The sequence below is a fragment of the Moraxella boevrei DSM 14165 genome (assembly GCF_000379845.1).
In the GTDB taxonomy this organism is placed as follows: domain Bacteria; phylum Pseudomonadota; class Gammaproteobacteria; order Pseudomonadales; family Moraxellaceae; genus Faucicola; species Faucicola boevrei.
The window spans coordinates 110,467-126,455 of the sequence record NZ_KB903809.1 but is presented as its reverse complement, the minus strand read 5'-3'; the positions used below and the strand labels follow the sequence as shown (position 1 = coordinate 126,455).

12 protein-coding genes are annotated in these 15,989 nt (G+C 39.7%); 6 read left to right on the top strand and 6 right to left on the bottom strand.

Annotation, left to right across the window (positions count from 1 at the left end):
• The coding region (locus A3G3_RS0111030; protein WP_019520579.1) for an Ig-like domain-containing protein at positions 1-3,095 on the top strand (3,095 nt) is incomplete at its 5' end.
• On the opposite strand, the gene A3G3_RS0111025 is transcribed toward A3G3_RS0111030, so the two are convergent.
• The 3 genes from A3G3_RS0111025 to A3G3_RS0111015 all read right to left on the bottom strand — a co-directional run bounded on the left by A3G3_RS0111025 (position 3,088) and on the right by A3G3_RS0111015 (position 5,381).
• Complete coding sequence (locus A3G3_RS0111025) at positions 3,088-4,023, bottom strand: pseudouridine synthase (RefSeq protein WP_019520578.1); 936 nt, start codon at positions 4,021-4,023, stop codon at positions 3,088-3,090. The genes A3G3_RS0111030 and A3G3_RS0111025 overlap by 8 nt on opposite strands.
• Positions 4,020-5,036 carry a hypothetical protein gene (locus A3G3_RS0111020; protein ID WP_019520577.1) on the bottom strand — a complete coding sequence of 339 codons (1,017 nt, stop codon included), beginning with the start codon at positions 5,034-5,036 and terminating at the stop codon, positions 4,020-4,022. The genes A3G3_RS0111025 and A3G3_RS0111020 overlap by 4 nt, the downstream gene beginning before the upstream one ends.
• 144 nt (positions 5,037-5,180) lie before the next feature.
• On the bottom strand, positions 5,181-5,381 hold the full coding sequence (locus tag A3G3_RS0111015; protein WP_019520576.1) for a hypothetical protein: 201 nt from the start codon (positions 5,379-5,381) through the stop codon (positions 5,181-5,183).
• 261 nt (positions 5,382-5,642) lie between these two features.
• On the opposite strand from A3G3_RS0111015, the gene alaS reads away from it, so the two are divergent.
• From alaS to A3G3_RS0111000, 3 genes are all read left to right on the top strand, one after another.
• Positions 5,643-8,303 carry an alanine--tRNA ligase gene (gene alaS, locus A3G3_RS0111010; RefSeq protein ID WP_211207566.1) on the top strand — a complete coding sequence of 887 codons (2,661 nt, stop codon included), beginning with the start codon at positions 5,643-5,645 and terminating at the stop codon, positions 8,301-8,303.
• A 92-nt stretch (positions 8,304-8,395) separates the two neighbouring features.
• On the top strand, positions 8,396-9,184 hold the full coding sequence (gene yghU / locus A3G3_RS0111005) for a glutathione-dependent disulfide-bond oxidoreductase (protein ID WP_019520574.1): 789 nt from the start codon (positions 8,396-8,398) through the stop codon (positions 9,182-9,184).
• Positions 9,178-10,608: an L-serine ammonia-lyase gene (locus A3G3_RS0111000; protein WP_323806857.1), complete on the top strand. Its 1,431-nt coding sequence runs from the start codon at positions 9,178-9,180 to the stop codon at positions 10,606-10,608. The genes yghU and A3G3_RS0111000 overlap by 7 nt, the downstream gene beginning before the upstream one ends.
• A gap of 19 nt (positions 10,609-10,627) precedes the next feature.
• Here the strand turns inward: A3G3_RS0111000 and A3G3_RS0110995 are convergent, their stop codons facing one another.
• The 3 genes from A3G3_RS0110995 to A3G3_RS0110985 are packed head-to-tail and all read right to left on the bottom strand — an operon-like array spanning position 10,628 to position 13,701.
• Entirely contained in the window at positions 10,628-10,825 is a 198-nt protein-coding gene (locus A3G3_RS0110995; RefSeq protein WP_019520572.1) for a hypothetical protein, read from the bottom strand.
• Positions 10,818-12,494 (bottom strand): sigma 54-interacting transcriptional regulator, encoded by a 1,677-nt coding sequence (locus A3G3_RS0110990; RefSeq protein ID WP_019520571.1) that lies wholly within the window; start codon positions 12,492-12,494, stop codon positions 10,818-10,820. The genes A3G3_RS0110995 and A3G3_RS0110990 overlap by 8 nt, the downstream gene beginning before the upstream one ends.
• A 34-nt stretch (positions 12,495-12,528) precedes the next feature.
• Positions 12,529-13,701, bottom strand: coding sequence for a two-component system sensor histidine kinase NtrB (locus tag A3G3_RS0110985; protein WP_019520570.1), 1,173 nt, complete (start codon positions 13,699-13,701; stop codon positions 12,529-12,531).
• Between the two features lie 213 nt (positions 13,702-13,914).
• On the opposite strand from A3G3_RS0110985, the gene rimO reads away from it, so the two are divergent.
• Complete coding sequence (gene rimO, locus A3G3_RS0110975; protein WP_019520568.1) at positions 13,915-15,378, top strand: 30S ribosomal protein S12 methylthiotransferase RimO; 1,464 nt, start codon at positions 13,915-13,917, stop codon at positions 15,376-15,378.
• A gap of 41 nt (positions 15,379-15,419) precedes the next feature.
• Positions 15,420-15,989 carry a hypothetical protein gene (locus A3G3_RS0110970; RefSeq protein ID WP_019520567.1) on the top strand — a complete coding sequence of 190 codons (570 nt, stop codon included), beginning with the start codon at positions 15,420-15,422 and terminating at the stop codon, positions 15,987-15,989.

Here is a 15,989-nt window from a genome sequence, read left to right as displayed (position 1 = left end):
TAGAAACTATCAGCCCTACAAAGCCAACACCTGTGCCACCCAAAGACGAAACAACCAAACCAGCACCAACAGAAGAAGAAACAAAACCACCTGTTACACCAAAACCGCCTGTAGAAACTATCAGCCCTACAGAGCCGACACCTGTGCCACCCAAAGACGAAACAACCAAACCAGCACCAATAGAAGAAGAAACAAAACCACCTGTTGCACCAAAACCGCCTGTAGAAACTATCAGCCCTACAGAGCCGACACCTGTGCCACCCAAAGACGAAATAACCAAACCAGCACCAACAGAAGAAGAAACTAAACCACCTGTTACACCAAAACCGCCTGTAGAAACTATCAGCCCTATAGAGCCGGCACCTGTGCCGCCCAAAGAGCAAGTAACCATTACGATTGAAAAGATTGCTAATGACAATTTTATCAATGTCAGTGAAAGTCATGGCGTAGTCACAGTAACAGGGCGAGTAAGTGGCGGTGATGCCAAAGAAGGTCAGACGGTTACTATCAAAGTTGGCAACCATAGTCAACAAGCACAACTACAAAAAGATTTAAGCTTTACTGCTAATATTCAAGGCAAACATTTCAAATACTTAACCAACGACAGTTACCAAGTAATTGCTGAACTTAACGAAACAAGTGCTACAGATAGTCAATCTTATCAAATCGCTGACAATGCGTTAGCAGGCATTCAGATTACGAGTATGGGTGGCGATAATGCGATTGGAATTGATGATTTGTCAGCGACAACCCGCTTGAGTGGCAAGGTGAATTTAACTGGTGATTTTGCCAAAGGCTTAAATCCACATCGTCTAAATGCCATTGATATGATTATCAATAACAAAGCCTACACCATCGGTGTGAACGAAGAAAATCAGACATTTTTTGTTGACATACCAAATCATGAACTTATCAAAGCCAATGGTCAAAAAATTAGTTACAAGTTTCATACCGATGATACGATTGTAGCATTGAGCGAAAAACCCAACGATGGCACAACTATCTTTAACCGAGAGGGCAAAGTCACACATTATGCTAAGGCGATTACCACGCCAGCCTTGACTGCTGATAATGTTTCGCTGGATAATGATTTTGTGAATGATGGCATCATTAACGCAAACAATTTTTCCACACCACAAAGCACGATTACGGGTATTGTCTCTGGCATTGCCAAACAAGGCGATGAGGTGATTATAATGACTAATGATAATCAAGAACATCGTGCCTATGTCGATGAAAATCAATCATTTAGTTTAACCATCAGTAGCGAGTTATTAAAAAATAACACACAAATTCGTGCAAAAGTGATTACTAAAAACGCAATCAATCAAGTTGTTGAAGTCAGTGATATAGCACACTTTAGCAGTGAGATGCCAACTAATAGCAGTTTTGTGAGTCAGACAGGCAAATTACCATATGACCAACTACCGATTTTTATCAAAATACTAGAAAACCACCAATTCCGTGAAGAAGTAAAAAAAGAGGCAACTCGAGATTATTTCCCAAATTATACTTACGGTGGTATGGATGAAAAATTAGTACTTAACTTTTATTTTAAACAAGAAAAAGACTTCAGATCAATTGAAAAATTGACGTTTAGTCCAATTGAAATGACCAATAGTGATAAACAAGTCGTCAGAGAAGCCCTTAAAGCGATTGAATACTACACGAAAGTGAAGTTCGTGGAAGTTACCGACTGGAAAAGAGGACAAGGCGATACAATCACCTATTATAAGCAGACAATTCTGCCAGGCTCAAGGCTTGATGCTGAAGGTGTCGCAAATGGCACTGACATTATATTAAGCAAAAACCACTTTGCTGGTGAAAACGGAATGGACAACCTAAAAGGGTTTTTAACCACTGTGCATGAGACTCTGCACTCACTTGGTATGGGGCACCCTCATAGTGAGACGGGTCGTGACAAAGACAAGCCATTTTATACATCAGACATTGAAAGTAAAGGCACGACCGTGATGTCTTATGATAATTCTGACGATTTTGTACAAACCAAAGATTTACGTATTCTAGATTTGGCTTATTTACATTATCGTTACGGGGTTAATCAAGAAACCAGAAGTACTGACGATACTTACCGCTTTGCCACAATTAATACAACAAAGTCTGACCTTGATGCTTATATTTGGGATGGAGCTGGTATAGATACCTTTGATGCTAGCAACGAACAACAAGGTGTTTATGTCAATTTAACAGGTGGTAGCTATATTTATCAAGATAAAACTCAAAGAGATAAACATGATTTAACAAACTTCCCATTGGCAGGCTCTTTTGGCAAAAACGGTGTTATCAATAGCTTTTTTAACCTTGATTCCGATGCCCAACAAGTCAATGCTGCATTTTTAAATAATGATGATGCCAAGGGCGTGTACTACATCAATGAGCCTGATTTTATCCAAGGTGTATCTTTTATCGGCTATAATACCCAATTAGAAAACCTAATCGGCTCAGCTCATGACGATATATTGATTGGCAACAACGCCAACAATCATATTTATGGTGGTAATGGTGATGATGAGATTTCAGGTGGTCATGGCGATGATTACTTAGACGGTGGAATCGGTGATGATACCTTAATCGGCGGTGATGGTAACGACATTTATATCATTGACAATCAAAATGATAAAATTACCGAAAATGCGAATGAAGGTGACAATGACACCGTGTACAGCAGTGCTAATCGCTTTACGTTATCAGAGCATATAGAAAATCTCCACTTAATGGGGGATGCGGTAGTGGGTATTGGCAATACCGCTAATAATACCATTTATACCAACTCACAAAGCAACACATTAACAGGCAATGGCGGTGCAGACAAATTTATCTTTAATACGCCATTAAATGGCAATGTGGATAGCATTACAGACTTTAGCAACGATGATAAACTTGTTCTTGCCAAAGATATTTTTATAGGCTTAACAGATAGTATGGACAATTTATTCAAGCACATTGTTTACAATCAAGACACTGGCATGGTTAGTTTTGATGAAGATGCCTCAGGCGAAAAAGATGCGGTAGATTTTGTTCAGTTAACTAATTTTAACGGTAAATTAGAAATACAAAATTTTGAACTTATCTAAACAATTGTTGTTCCGTGGTAAAGACCCTATTTTTAGCAGAAATAGGGTCAACAAACCCAATCTGTTTCGCCAATAATTGTAATGGACGATGAAAATCAGCCGTGCCTTGGGGTTTAACCATGGGATAAAAATTATCATGCAACAAAGGCATACCAAGCGATGCCATATGCACTCGCAACTGATGTTTTTTGCCTGTTAAAGGTGTTAAACGATAACGGCTAAAGCCCGTCAATTTACCTTGCAAGACTTCAAGATGTTCAATCGTGGTTATCGCATTAATTTCCCCTGCCACCGTCTTTGTCAAAAAGAACGGCTCACCACGTACTAGCCTTGATGAGACTTGGTAAGGATAAACCAAATCCAACCGAGTTGGAGCAATCGCTTCATACACTTTTTGCACTTGCTTTTTTTCAAACAATTGTTGATAATCAGCACGAGTTTTGGGGTGATGCGAAAACAACATTACACCTGCTGTATCTTTGTCCAAGCGGTGAATAGGCGAAATCGCCATAACATCCAACTGCTGTAATTCAGGGTGTAATCGCAAGCGTGCGAGCAACGTCTGTTGAACAAACTGCCCAGTCGGAATGACAGGTAAAAAATGTGGTTTATCCACCACAATCAAATGCTCATCCACCGCCAAAATCCGCTCCATAAACGGCACAATCGGCTCTTGCCCTACATCACGATAATATAGCAAAGTCTGCCCTGCTTGATAAGGCATATCTGCAGACATCGGCTGATGATTTTCAGCTAAAATCAAGCCACTATTAAACCGTTGTTGCCAAGTTGATTTGTCAATATGGCTAAATTTTTTAGCAAAAAAATCTAACAAATTACCATGTAAAAATGCGTTATCATGAGCCAAATACACACGACTTGGCTTAACGCCTTGTTTTAATAAATTTTTTTCTAAGGTGGTTGTCATTGAATAAAATCCACCAAAATCTGAATATCCTCCGCATTTACATCGCCGTTGCTTAGTTGGGCAATATCGTGGCTCGTGGTTTTGGCTTTGGTTTTTAGCTCAAACTGTAAATCATCAGTTATCATTATTGCCTTTTTTGCCAATGCAGGTTTTAACCATTCTAAACCAAATGACGGCATATCAAGGCTATCTGCAGTATTTCGCTGATGAAAACTGTTAAAAACTTGTTCAATAAAAGCACGGCTTAGCCCACTTTGTGGACGTAACACAATTTTGCTAATCATTTGCTCGTTCGCTGTGTCGGTTGCTCGCACCGCTTGACAAATTTGACTCACCAAAAGCTGATAATACGGTTGCATTCGTTGGTTTATGCTTGGCAATTTTTGCACCGCTGTCTTTGGCATTGGTTGGGGTTTGGCTGTTGCACTTTGGCGGTATGATTGGGATTGATTGCCCATTGGATTTTGCGGTTTTAGGCTTGGTTTTATTGTTGCTTGTGGCTGTGGTTGCACCTTAGGTATTGGTTGTGGTCTTGGTTGGGATTTTGGTTGGGGCGTTGGGTTTGGGTGTAAGCCCGTTTCTGATTTTTTACCGATAAAGGTCGGAAAAATTTTGGTAAAAAAACCTTTGCTTGCCGATTTTTCCGCCATTTCATCTTGAAAATATTGAATAAGCAAAATGACTGCTTGATAATCATTTTCTGCAACGGTCTCTGACAATTCTATTACATCATTACTTAGGCTATTTTTGGATTTTTGATGAATTTTAAACGGCAAAATATTGACATCAGGCACGATATACCGCACCATTTGACAAAATTGGCGATAGGCTTGACTTCGCTCATTATCAGCGTTAATATCAAATTCGCTCGGCACGCTAAGACCGATGCTCAGGCGTGGTAATTGGTTGATATCACTGCTATAAGCACTAAAAAATGTCTCTAACTCGCCAAAGACATCGGCGGAATACGCATCATCAATTAAAAAGCTGTGCGTTTGGGATATATAAGGCATAGACACCACTTTTACAAAGGCAGATTGTCACTTGAAAACAAAAATAAAAAGTAGTGTCATTATACCCAAATTTTGACAAATTTGATGGTTTTTTGTTGTAAGTCTGACTTAAAAAGCCAATTTTTGCTCAAAATTACGTTTGATTTATTCTTGGCTTGTACCTAATGTTTGAATTTTTTTGGTTAAAACCAAGGCAATTGGCAACGATGCAATAATCCCACCAACCCCTGCAATGATAATGTGGGGAATTTCGTCAAAGCCTACAACCAACGCAATGGTAATTAACACGCCTGCCAAAACCGTTGACGCAATACTTGAAATCACGCTAAAAAGTTGCCAGTTCATAACATCCTCACAAAACCATGACAACATGGTACTCAATTAAAAATAGTTAAAAAGTTAATCATTTATTTAATAGATATGTTACGCCAATTCCATACTAATATCAAGGAAATAAAAGTTCGCTTTTTTGTAGATTGATGATATTTTTTTATGAATGGATTTGTTTAAAAAAATAGTGATTTTTTCTGATCTATTTATGTTAAAATAAACAGTTATTTTTATTTTTCGTAGGATTTTTTTATGCAAGCTGTTTTACCAAAAAAAATGACCAGCAACGAGCTACGCCAAGCCTTTATTGATTTTTTTGCCAAAAATGGGCATACACCAGTTGCGTCATCAAGCCTTGTGCCACATAATGACCCAACCTTGCTATTTACCAATGCGGGTATGAATCAGTTTAAAGACACCTTTTTGGGGCTAGAAAAACGAGACTACACCCGTGCGGTCACTTCCCAAAAATGCGTGCGTGCAGGGGGCAAGCACAATGACCTTGACAATGTGGGTTACACCGCGCGTCATCACACTTTTTTTGAAATGCTGGGTAATTTTTCTTTTGGTGATTATTTTAAAGAAACTGCTATTCCATTGGCATGGGAGTTTTTGACATCGCCTGATTATTTGGCTTTGCCAAAAGAACGCCTGTATGTCACCGTATATCAAACCGATGATGAAGCGTTTGACATTTGGCATAAAGTGGTTGGCTTATCGCCTGAACGCATTATCCGCATTGGTGATAATAAAGGCGGAGAATACCAGTCGGACAACTTCTGGGCAATGGGCGATACAGGACCTTGCGGACCTTGTACGGAAGTGTTTTTTGACCATGGCGAGCATATTTGGGGCGGTTTACCTGGAACGCCTGAAGAAGACGGCGACCGTTATGTAGAAATTTGGAACAATGTCTTTATGCAATTTAACCGCCAAAAAGACGGTACGCTAGAAAAACTACCTGCTCCAAGTGTAGATACAGGTATGGGTTTAGAGCGTATTAGTGCGATTATACAGGGCGTGCATAGCAATTATGAAATAGACATTTTTACCCATTTAATGAGCCATGCCAGAGATATTATCGGTTTGCCAAAAGACACCGATATGCAAAATGAGCCATCGTTAAAGGTGCTTGCTGATCATATTCGTTCGGTGGCTTTTTTGATTGCGGACGGCGTTATTCCAAGTAATGAAGGACGTGGTTATGTATTACGCCGTATCATTCGCCGTGCGGTACGTCATGGTAACAAACTGGGTGCAACCGATAATTTCTTTTATAAATTGGTTGCTCCACTTGCCAGTATTATGGGCGATGCCTACCCTGAATTGGTACAACATACGGCAAAAATTGAACAAGCCATTTTAAAAGAAGAAGAACAATTTGCCAAAACTTTATCACAAGGCTTAAAACTGTTATCAACTGAACTGGAAAATCTCAAACAAGGCGATACCTTAAATGGTGAAACCGTGTTTAAATTATACGACACTTATGGATTTCCTGCGGATTTAACCGCTGATATTTTGCGTGAAAAAGGTTTAAATATTGATGAAATTGGCTTTGAAAATAGCATGAATGAACAACGCCAACGAGCCAGAGATGCAGGTAAATTTGGCGTGGATTATAATGAATTTATCCAAGTAGATAGTGCAACCGAATTTTTGGGTTATGAAAAACTCAATAATGAAAGCTCAATCACCCATTTATACCAAGCAGGAAAACCTGTGGAACAAATGAATGAAGGCGATGAAGGGGTGATTATCCTTGATAAAACGCCATTTTATGCTGAAAGTGGTGGACAAGTTGGCGAATTGGGCGAAATTTCTACGCCAAGCGGTGTATTTGAAGTGTTAGATACCAAAAAATCAGGGCAAGCTTTTATCCATCATGGCATTGTTAAAATGGGTCAAATTACCATTGGTCAAAACAGCCGCGCCCAAGTTGCTGAACAAGTGCGTGCGTCCAGTGCCAAAAACCATTCAGCAACACATTTGCTACACGCAAGTTTACGTCAAGTATTTGGTGATACGGTTACCCAAAAAGGTTCGCTCGTGAGTGCTGATTTGCTTAGATTTGACTTTTCTTATGACAAACCTTTGACTGAGCAAGACATTATCACCATTGAAAATCTGGTTAATCAACAAATTTTGTCCAATACTACCACCCAAATTGAAATCTTAGACATTGAAACCGCCAAAAACAAAGGGGCGATGATGTTGTTTGGTGAAAAATATGGCGATGTGGTGCGTGTGTTGTCAATGGGTACGATTGACAAAGATGGCAGACCATTTTCTATTGAGCTATGTGGTGGTATCCATGTTAAACAAACGGGCGATATTGGCTTGTTTAAAATCATCAGTGAACAGGGCATTTCGGCAGGTGTTCGCCGTATTGAAGCGGTGACAGGTATGGGTGCGTTAAAATATGTGCAACAAGGCGAAAAAACCTTGTCACATCTAGCCAACCAATTTAAGGCCAAACGCCATGAAATTAGTGACCGTGTCGCCCAACTAAACGACAAAAATCGTGATTTGGAAAAACAGCTTGAACGCCTAAATCAAAAAATGGCAAGCCTGCAAGCCAAATCGTTAAGCGATAATGTGCAAACAATTCACGGTGAAAAAGTATTAATCGCCACGATGAATGGCTTGGACGGCAAGGGGCTTCGTTCTGTGGCAGACGATATGAAATCAAAACTACCAGACGGTGTCGTGGTACTATCTAGCGTACATGAAGATAAAATTGCGATTACCGCAAGTGTGGGTAAAAATTTGACCGACAAGGTAAAAGCAGGCGATATTATCAAAGATGTTTGCGAAAAATTGGGTGGTAAAGGTGGTGGTAAACCTGACTTTGCTCAAGGTGGTGCTACCGATGTCGCTAATCTTGATACGGCGTTAAGTGAGATTAAAGATGTGATTGGCGAGAAATTGGCGTAATTATTATAGCACTTTATTGTTTTAAGCCAAAAATCCGAGTAAAATGATTGCTCGGATTTTTTAAAATTTATCTTGAATTAAGGACAAACAAAATGACCTACACCCCACCAAAAACTTGGACAAATGATTCAGAAAATGGCGGAAAATTTGCCAGTATTAACCGCCCAACCGCAGGGGCAAGATTTGACAAGGCTCTGCCCATTGGCAATAATCCACTACAACTGTACTCTATGAATACGCCCAACGGCATTAAGGTTAATATCATGCTGTTAGAGCTCGCAAAATTAGGCTTGACAGGGGCAAAATTTGATGCTTATAAGATTGATATTATGAATGGCGACCAGTTTGGCTCAGGCTTTGTTGATATTAATCCCAATTCAAAAATCCCTGCTTTACTTGATAATTCGGCAAATCCACCGATAAAGCTGTTTGAATCGGGTGCGATTTTGTTGTATTTAGCTGAAAAATTCCAAAAATTTATCCCAACTGATGCCACAAAACGTGCCGAATGTTTAAATTGGCTGTTTTGGCAAATGGCCTCTACACCGTATGTAGGCGGTGGTTTTGGGCATTTTTATGCCTACGCACCCAAGAAATTTGAATATCCCATTAATCGCTTTACCATGGAAACCAAGCGTCAGCTTGATTTATTAAACACGCATTTGGCGGATAAAACTTATATTTGTGGTGAAGAATATACAATTAGCGACATGGCGATTTGGGCGTGGTATGGGCGATTGGTGCTTGGGGATTTATATAATGCTGGTGAATTTTTAGATGTAAAAAGTTACACGCATCTTATAAAATGGGCGACCATGATGGCAGAAAAACAGTCGGTAAAACAAGCGGTTAACTTAGAACTTCAGGTGATTGAATCATGATTAGCACTTTTGATTTATTTAAAATCGGTATTGGACCATCAAGCTCTCACACCGTCGGACCGATGAAAGCAGGCAATTTATTTATTCAAGATTTAATCAAGAAAAATTTGCTTGAAAAAGTCAATAAAATCCACGTCGTGCTGTATGGCTCGCTTGGGGCGACAGGCCGTGGGCATGGCAGTGATATTGCAGTGATGCTAGGTCTTATGGGCGAAGAACCGCATTTGACCGATGTCAAACTGATTGGCGAGAAAATTACCCATATACGCACGCACAAAAGATTGTCACTTAATCATCAAGTTGAGATTGCATTTAATCCTGACACGGATTTGATTTTAAACGGAGCGGAGTTTTTACCCTATCACCCCAACGCCTTGACAATTGACGCTTTTGACGACGATAAATTATTGCTTACAGACACCTTTTATTCTATCGGTGGCGGATTTGTCAAAACTGAACAAGAGGCCAAAAATGATGACCCTGTGATTGACACTGTCAAAAAACAAGTACCCTATCCGTTTAACACTGCCGAAGAATTATTAAGTATTTGTAAACAAAACAAGTTATCCATCGCTGATGTTGTCAAAGCGAATGAACTTGCTAATATGAGCGAAACCGATCTTTGTCAAGGTTTGCAAGCGATTTGGCAAGTCATGCAAGATTGCGTCACAGATGGTTGTCACAATGACGGCATTTTACCTGGCGGGCTAAACGTCAAACGCCGTGCCAAGGCGATTTATCGCCAGTTATCAGGCATTGACAGCCGAAAAGTATTCCACGACTTGCTTGGCGTGATGGATTGGATAAACCTATATGCCCTAGCCGTGAACGAAGAAAACGCCAGTGGCGGACGCGTGGTCACCGCCCCAACCAACGGAGCGGCAGGGGTCATTCCTGCGGTGATGCACTATTATCGGGACTTTTGCCAAAACTATACTGAGAACAAAATTTACGAATTTTTATTAACCGCCAGTGCCATCGGCATCATCATCAAAGAAAATGCGTCCATCTCTGGAGCGGAAGTCGGCTGTCAGGGCGAAGTTGGCTCGGCGTGTGCAATGGCGGCGGCTGGTCTTACTCATGTTTTGGGCGGTACACCTGAGCAATGTTGCAACGCCGCCGAGATTGGCATTGAACACCATCTTGGCATGACCTGCGACCCCATTGCAGGGCTTGTGCAAGTGCCATGCATTGAGCGTAATGCCATGGCAGCGGTCAAAGCCATCAATGCGTCCCGCCTTGCTTTAAAAGGCGATGGCTTGCATGTTGTGTCGCTTGACAAAGTCATCAAAACCATGAAAGAAACAGGGCAAGACATGATGGCAAAATACAAAGAAACTGCGTTAGGAGGGCTTGCGACCAATGTATTAGACAGCCAAAAAATCCCTGTATTAGACGTCACGGTAAACTACAGTCAATGCTAATACTGTTAAGCAAAATTTATCAATAACTGTGGGGATAATGTGCAAAAATCCGCTCTACTAAGGCTTCAACCGCTTGAATACGTTCAGTTTGTTCGGTATTATCCCAGCCTTGCTCACTGCGTTTGCTAAGGTTTCGCTCAGTATGGTCTTTCCACGTTTGCAACGCATTTAGAAGTAGATCTAATTCAGCGGTGTTAAATTGAATCGTGCTATCCATTGTCGGCATCCTGTTGATTTTGCAGTAATTGTTGATATTTTCGAGTTAGGGTATTTCGCCCCCAACCAAGCAATTCGGCAGTTTTCCCCTTGTGATTATCGGTAAAATCTAGCACGGTTTTTAGCAAAATTTGCTCAAACATAGGTATTGCTTGTTGCAAAGCTATCTGTTCGCCTTGTGCTAAGGTTGATTTTATCCAATTTTTTAACGGCGTTTGCCAATCGCTATTATTGGTTTGCTCATTAATTGCGTTGTTTTCTTTATCTAAGTTTATTGTAGCAGAATTGGCAAAATTTTCCTGCTCTTTTTTGACAATAGCCGTTAAATTATTTAGATTTTCTAATTGAAAGTTTTGAACATTATTTAGATTATTATCAAAATTGGTTAAATTATTTGTTTGAATGAAATTTATAATTTCGTTCGGTAGATCATCCGTTTGAATAACATTTCCCGTGGTCATCACCATCAGCCAACGGCAAATATTTTCCAATTCTCGCACATTGCCTTGCCAAGGGTAATCGGTCAAATACCGCAAGGCATCAGAGTTAAGCGTTTTGTGTGGTAACTGCATTTGACTCGCCAATTTTTGCATAAAAAAATCCAAGAGTAGCGGAATATCTTCCTGACGTTCTCGCAAAGCAGGCAACTGCAAGCGAATGACATTGAGCCGATAAAACAAATCTTCCCGAAATTTGCCGAGTTTTACCAAATTTTCCAACGGTTGATGCGTGGCGGCAATGATACGCACATCAACTTTTATCGGTTTTTGTCCGCCCACTCGAAAAAACTCACCATTAGCAAGCACTCGCAACAGCCGAGTTTGTGTGGATAAGGGCATATCACCGATTTCATCCAAAAACAACGTACCGCCATGTGCCTGCTCAAAACGCCCTTGACGAGCGGTAATTGCCCCTGTAAACGCCCCCTTTTCATGCCCAAACAGCTCCGACTCAATCAACTCATGCGGGATTGCAGACATATTTAAGGCGATAAATGGGCTATTTTTGCGTGGCGAATGCTGGTGTAACGCATGGGCAATTAGCTCTTTTCCTGTACCTGACTCACCTGTTATCAGTACAGTCATTGGGATACTTGCCAACCGTCCAATCGCACGAAATACTTGCTGCATCGCAGGGCTTGTGCCAATAATGCCTGAAATCGGTTGATAATTTTGGCTTTTTTTATCGTTTTTCACTTGATTATGATTTAAATTTTTATCAAAATTATCATCAAGGTAATTATTTGGTTTTTGTTGACTATCATATTGCTTTTGGTTGTTTTCTTGATAACATTGCCACGCTTTTTCCACGATTGCCAACATCGTGTCAAGGTCAAACGGCTTTGGCAAATACTCAAACGCACCTGTCTGATAGCTGTCCACGGCTGACTGCACGTCCGCATGGGCGGTCATAATAATCAGCGGAATGCGGGGAAATTGTTCGCTAACTTTGCTACTAAAATCCAAACCATTCATCAATGGCATACGAATATCGGTCAAAATTACATGGGGAAAATGAGCAAAATCTTTTGTATTTTCAAGCAGTTGCCAAGCCAATTTTGCATTGCCAAACGTTTGCACATCAAACCCTGCATCGTCAAGCGTATCTTGCAAAATCGTGCGTAACGCCACATCATCATCAATCACCCAAATTTTTTTAGCATTGTTCATTGTTTTATCCTTTATTATTTTTTATTTAAAAATTCTAAATAGTCAAGCTATTTTGTTGAAATGGTAAAAACATCTGAAATTCGGTTTTGCCACACACCGATTGTACCTTAATTAGCCCTTGATGCCGATGTACGATATCTTGCACTACCGCAAGCCCCAAGCCTATACCGCCCGCACGCCCTGTTACCAACGGATAAAAAATCTGTGGCAACAAGGTTTTATCAATGCCAAAACCATTATCTATCACATTGATTTGTAATACATTTTTGTGGCGAATGTGATTAATCGTATATTGATAGGCAATGCGAGTTTGTACGGTTATGGTTGGCTGTGGCTCGTTCACAACTGCTTGGATAGCATTGTTTAGCAAATTAAAAAAAACTTGAATAAGCTGGTCTTTATCTGCCATAATTTCAGGCAATGACAAATCATAATCTTTAACAAAATCAATACTTTGATGTTGATTTTCCAACAAAGTTAATATTTGCTGTATCGGTTCGTGAATATTTAGGCGTTGCCAATTTGGTAAGGTTGGTTTACCAAGTAATTGCCCAACCAAGCTATCTAATCGTTTGGTTTCACTAATAATAATATTTAAATAATTTTCAATTTTCACAAGTTGTTTTTGATTATCATTTTCTAAATTTATTAAACTCTGCTTATCAATTAGCTTTGGTAAGGTGCGTTGTAACAGTTGAGTTGCCCCCAAAATCCCTGCCAATGGATTTTTGACTTCGTGAGCCATACTGCGGATAAGTTGGCGAGTGATATGGTGCTGAGCCTGTTGCTGTTGTTCTTGTTGTATCAAAGTTTGTCGGTCTTTCCCCCATAACTCAATTACAAAACCAACACCTTGTTTTAATTCAATCGGCGAAACTCCATAATCCACCAAAATCGGCTGAGTTACGCCATGAATTTTGATATCATGTTGGATAAACACTTGATAAACTTGTTTGGCATTATTAAGCTGTTGTGTAAAATCATGGGTAAAATTATCCCTCTCTGCTGATGTATCAATCGGTTGTAAAATATGAAAAATAGACACAGCTAATATTTGGCTGAAACTTGCCGATAAAATCTGCTCGGCGGTACTATTGGCAAATATAATTTGATAATTTTCATCTAATAATAATACGCCTGTTAATAAGTTTTGCAATAAGTTAATAGATAATTGTTGTGAAATAAGCGGTAAATTGGAATATATCATTTGGTTTAACAGTGCTTAGTTAACAAGGGTCTAGTGGGCTTTAATGATGGTTGGTAATGTATCACAGTTGCACGAAAAACAAAAGTCTAGCGTGGCAAATTTTCGCCGAATTTCAGCAAAAATTTCGTGCTTTTGGGCAAAATTATTTTTACAATAATGTTAAAAAACGTTAAAATAGACGGTTTAATTTTTATTACAAATTAAGTGAACATCATGAGCCAACCGCAAATTTTTAATCCACAACAAAAAAACCACCACCAAGCTAACCATAATGAAAACCGCTCAGTTTCCCAAACCGCTCAATTTGCTGAAGGGCTAGAAATTCATCACGACAAAACGCCAAAAATCGGCTTTGTGTCGCTTGGTTGCCCAAAAGCATTGGTAGATAGTGAACGTATCATCACCGAATTGACCAAAGATGGTTATCAAGTCGCCAGTAACTATGACGGTGCGGATTTGGTCGTGGTCAATACGTGTGGTTTTATTGAAAGTGCAGTACAAGAAAGCCTTGACGCCATTGGCGAAGCGATTAGCAAAAATGGCAAAGTCATCGTAACAGGATGTCTTGGCAAAGATGCAGACAAAATCCGCAGTATGCACCCTGCTGTTTTGGCAGTGACAGGGGCTCATGCTTATGAAGAAGTGATTAATGCGGTCAGCCACCATGTGCCAAAACCACAAAAAAACAAAACTTACGACCCAAAAATTGACCTGATTAATGATGCAGGCATCAAATTAACCCCAAAACATTATGCTTATGTGAAAATCTCTGAAGGCTGTAATCATCGTTGTACCTTTTGTATTATTCCGTCTTTGCGTGGCGATTTGGTGAGCCGTCCGATTAATAGCGTGATGAAAGAAGCGTCCGCCCTTGCCAAATCAGGCGTAAAAGAATTACTCGTCATTTCGCAAGATACATCAGCCTATGGCGTTGATTTAAAATATAAAATGACGTTTTGGGACGGTATGCCAATCAAATCAAAGTTTTATGATATGTGCGAAGCATTAAACCGTCTGGGCGTGTGGGTGCGTTTGCATTATATTTACCCTTATCCGCACGTTGATGATGTGGTAAAACTGATGAGTGAAGATAGATTGTTGCCTTATTTGGACATTCCATTTCAACACGCCAGCCCAAATGTGCTAAAAGCCATGAAACGCCCTGCTCACAGCGAAAATGTGCTAGAACGCATTGCCAAATGGCGAGAAATCTGCCCTGATATCGTCATTCGCTCTACCTTTGTGGTCGGTTTTCCGGGAGAAACAGAAGAAGATTTTGAGTATTTGTTAGACTGGCTAAAACAAGCTCGCCTTGACAGAGTGGGCTGTTTTACTTATTCAGAGATTGACGGAGCGGTTGCTAACGATTTGCCAAATCCTGTGCCTGAAGCTATCAAACAACAACGTTATGAAAGACTTATGGCACTACAACAACAAATTTCAGCCGAAAAACTGCAAGAAAAAGTTGGCAGAACCTTAAAAGTCTTGGTTGATGAAATTGATGAAGAAGAAAATATCGCCATTTGCCGTAGTTATGCGGACGCACCAGAGATTGACGGTCATGTGTATGTGGATAACCTACCTTTAAGTGGGGATGATACAGTCAAAGTTGGTGATTTTTTGACGGTTACCATTGATGAAGCAAGTGAGTATGATTTATTTGCCAGTTTTAACTAATGGCTTTTTTGCAAGTTCCACAGGTTAATTAAGGATAATCAATGAAACATTTGCTAAGTTTGCTATTATTGAGCGTGTGTTTTATCGGTATACGCCAAAGTTTTGCCCAATTACAAGGCTATTCAGCTTATACAAATTTAAACAAATGTGAATCTGTACCTACGGAAGCAAGCGAATTATACACCGAGCGATGTCAAAGTTTAGATAAAAATTATACAGTTATTCAACACGCTTATGAATTTCAAATTTGGTTAAAATTAATGTATCAAGATGCGAGTTTGGCTTATCAAACCACATTTAGACCAATGAATTTGGGTGAAAAATTAGAGTGGCGGTATCATTTAAAAGATAAACAAAAACAATATTATGCGTTAATTTATCGTGTTAATGAATATGATGATGTTAATCCAACCATTTTGATGCACCCACCAACAATCTCAAATCTTTTGATAATAAAACTGTATAAAGAGAAAAGTTGCATTATCGGCAAAGTTGATGCTCATCAAAACAATGCCAATCAAATCGCAAGACAAATCGCTGACCATAGTTTAACCCAAAAAATGCCATGCTTACAAACAATGGCTAAACCCGAACCTAGCAGAGAATATTAA

Excerpts from the sequence above, each read along its gene's own strand:
- A3G3_RS0111025 (WP_019520578.1), bottom strand. The coding sequence starts at position 4,023 with ATGACAACCACCTTAGAAAAAAATTTATTAAAACAAGGCGTTAAGCCA.
- A3G3_RS0111020 (WP_019520577.1), bottom strand. The coding sequence starts at position 5,036 with ATGCCTTATATATCCCAAACGCACAGCTTTTTAATTGATGATGCGTAT.
- A3G3_RS0111015 (WP_019520576.1), bottom strand. The coding sequence starts at position 5,381 with ATGAACTGGCAACTTTTTAGCGTGATTTCAAGTATTGCGTCAACGGTT.
- alaS (WP_211207566.1), top strand. The coding sequence starts at position 5,643 with ATGACCAGCAACGAGCTACGCCAAGCCTTTATTGATTTTTTTGCCAAA.
- yghU (WP_019520574.1), top strand. The coding sequence starts at position 8,396 with ATGACCTACACCCCACCAAAAACTTGGACAAATGATTCAGAAAATGGC.
- A3G3_RS0110995 (WP_019520572.1), bottom strand. The coding sequence starts at position 10,825 with ATGGATAGCACGATTCAATTTAACACCGCTGAATTAGATCTACTTCTA.
- A3G3_RS0110990 (WP_019520571.1), bottom strand. The coding sequence starts at position 12,494 with ATGAACAATGCTAAAAAAATTTGGGTGATTGATGATGATGTGGCGTTA.
- A3G3_RS0110985 (WP_019520570.1), bottom strand. The coding sequence starts at position 13,701 with ATGATATATTCCAATTTACCGCTTATTTCACAACAATTATCTATTAAC.
- rimO (WP_019520568.1), top strand. The coding sequence starts at position 13,915 with ATGAGCCAACCGCAAATTTTTAATCCACAACAAAAAAACCACCACCAA.
- A3G3_RS0110970 (WP_019520567.1), top strand. The coding sequence starts at position 15,420 with ATGAAACATTTGCTAAGTTTGCTATTATTGAGCGTGTGTTTTATCGGT.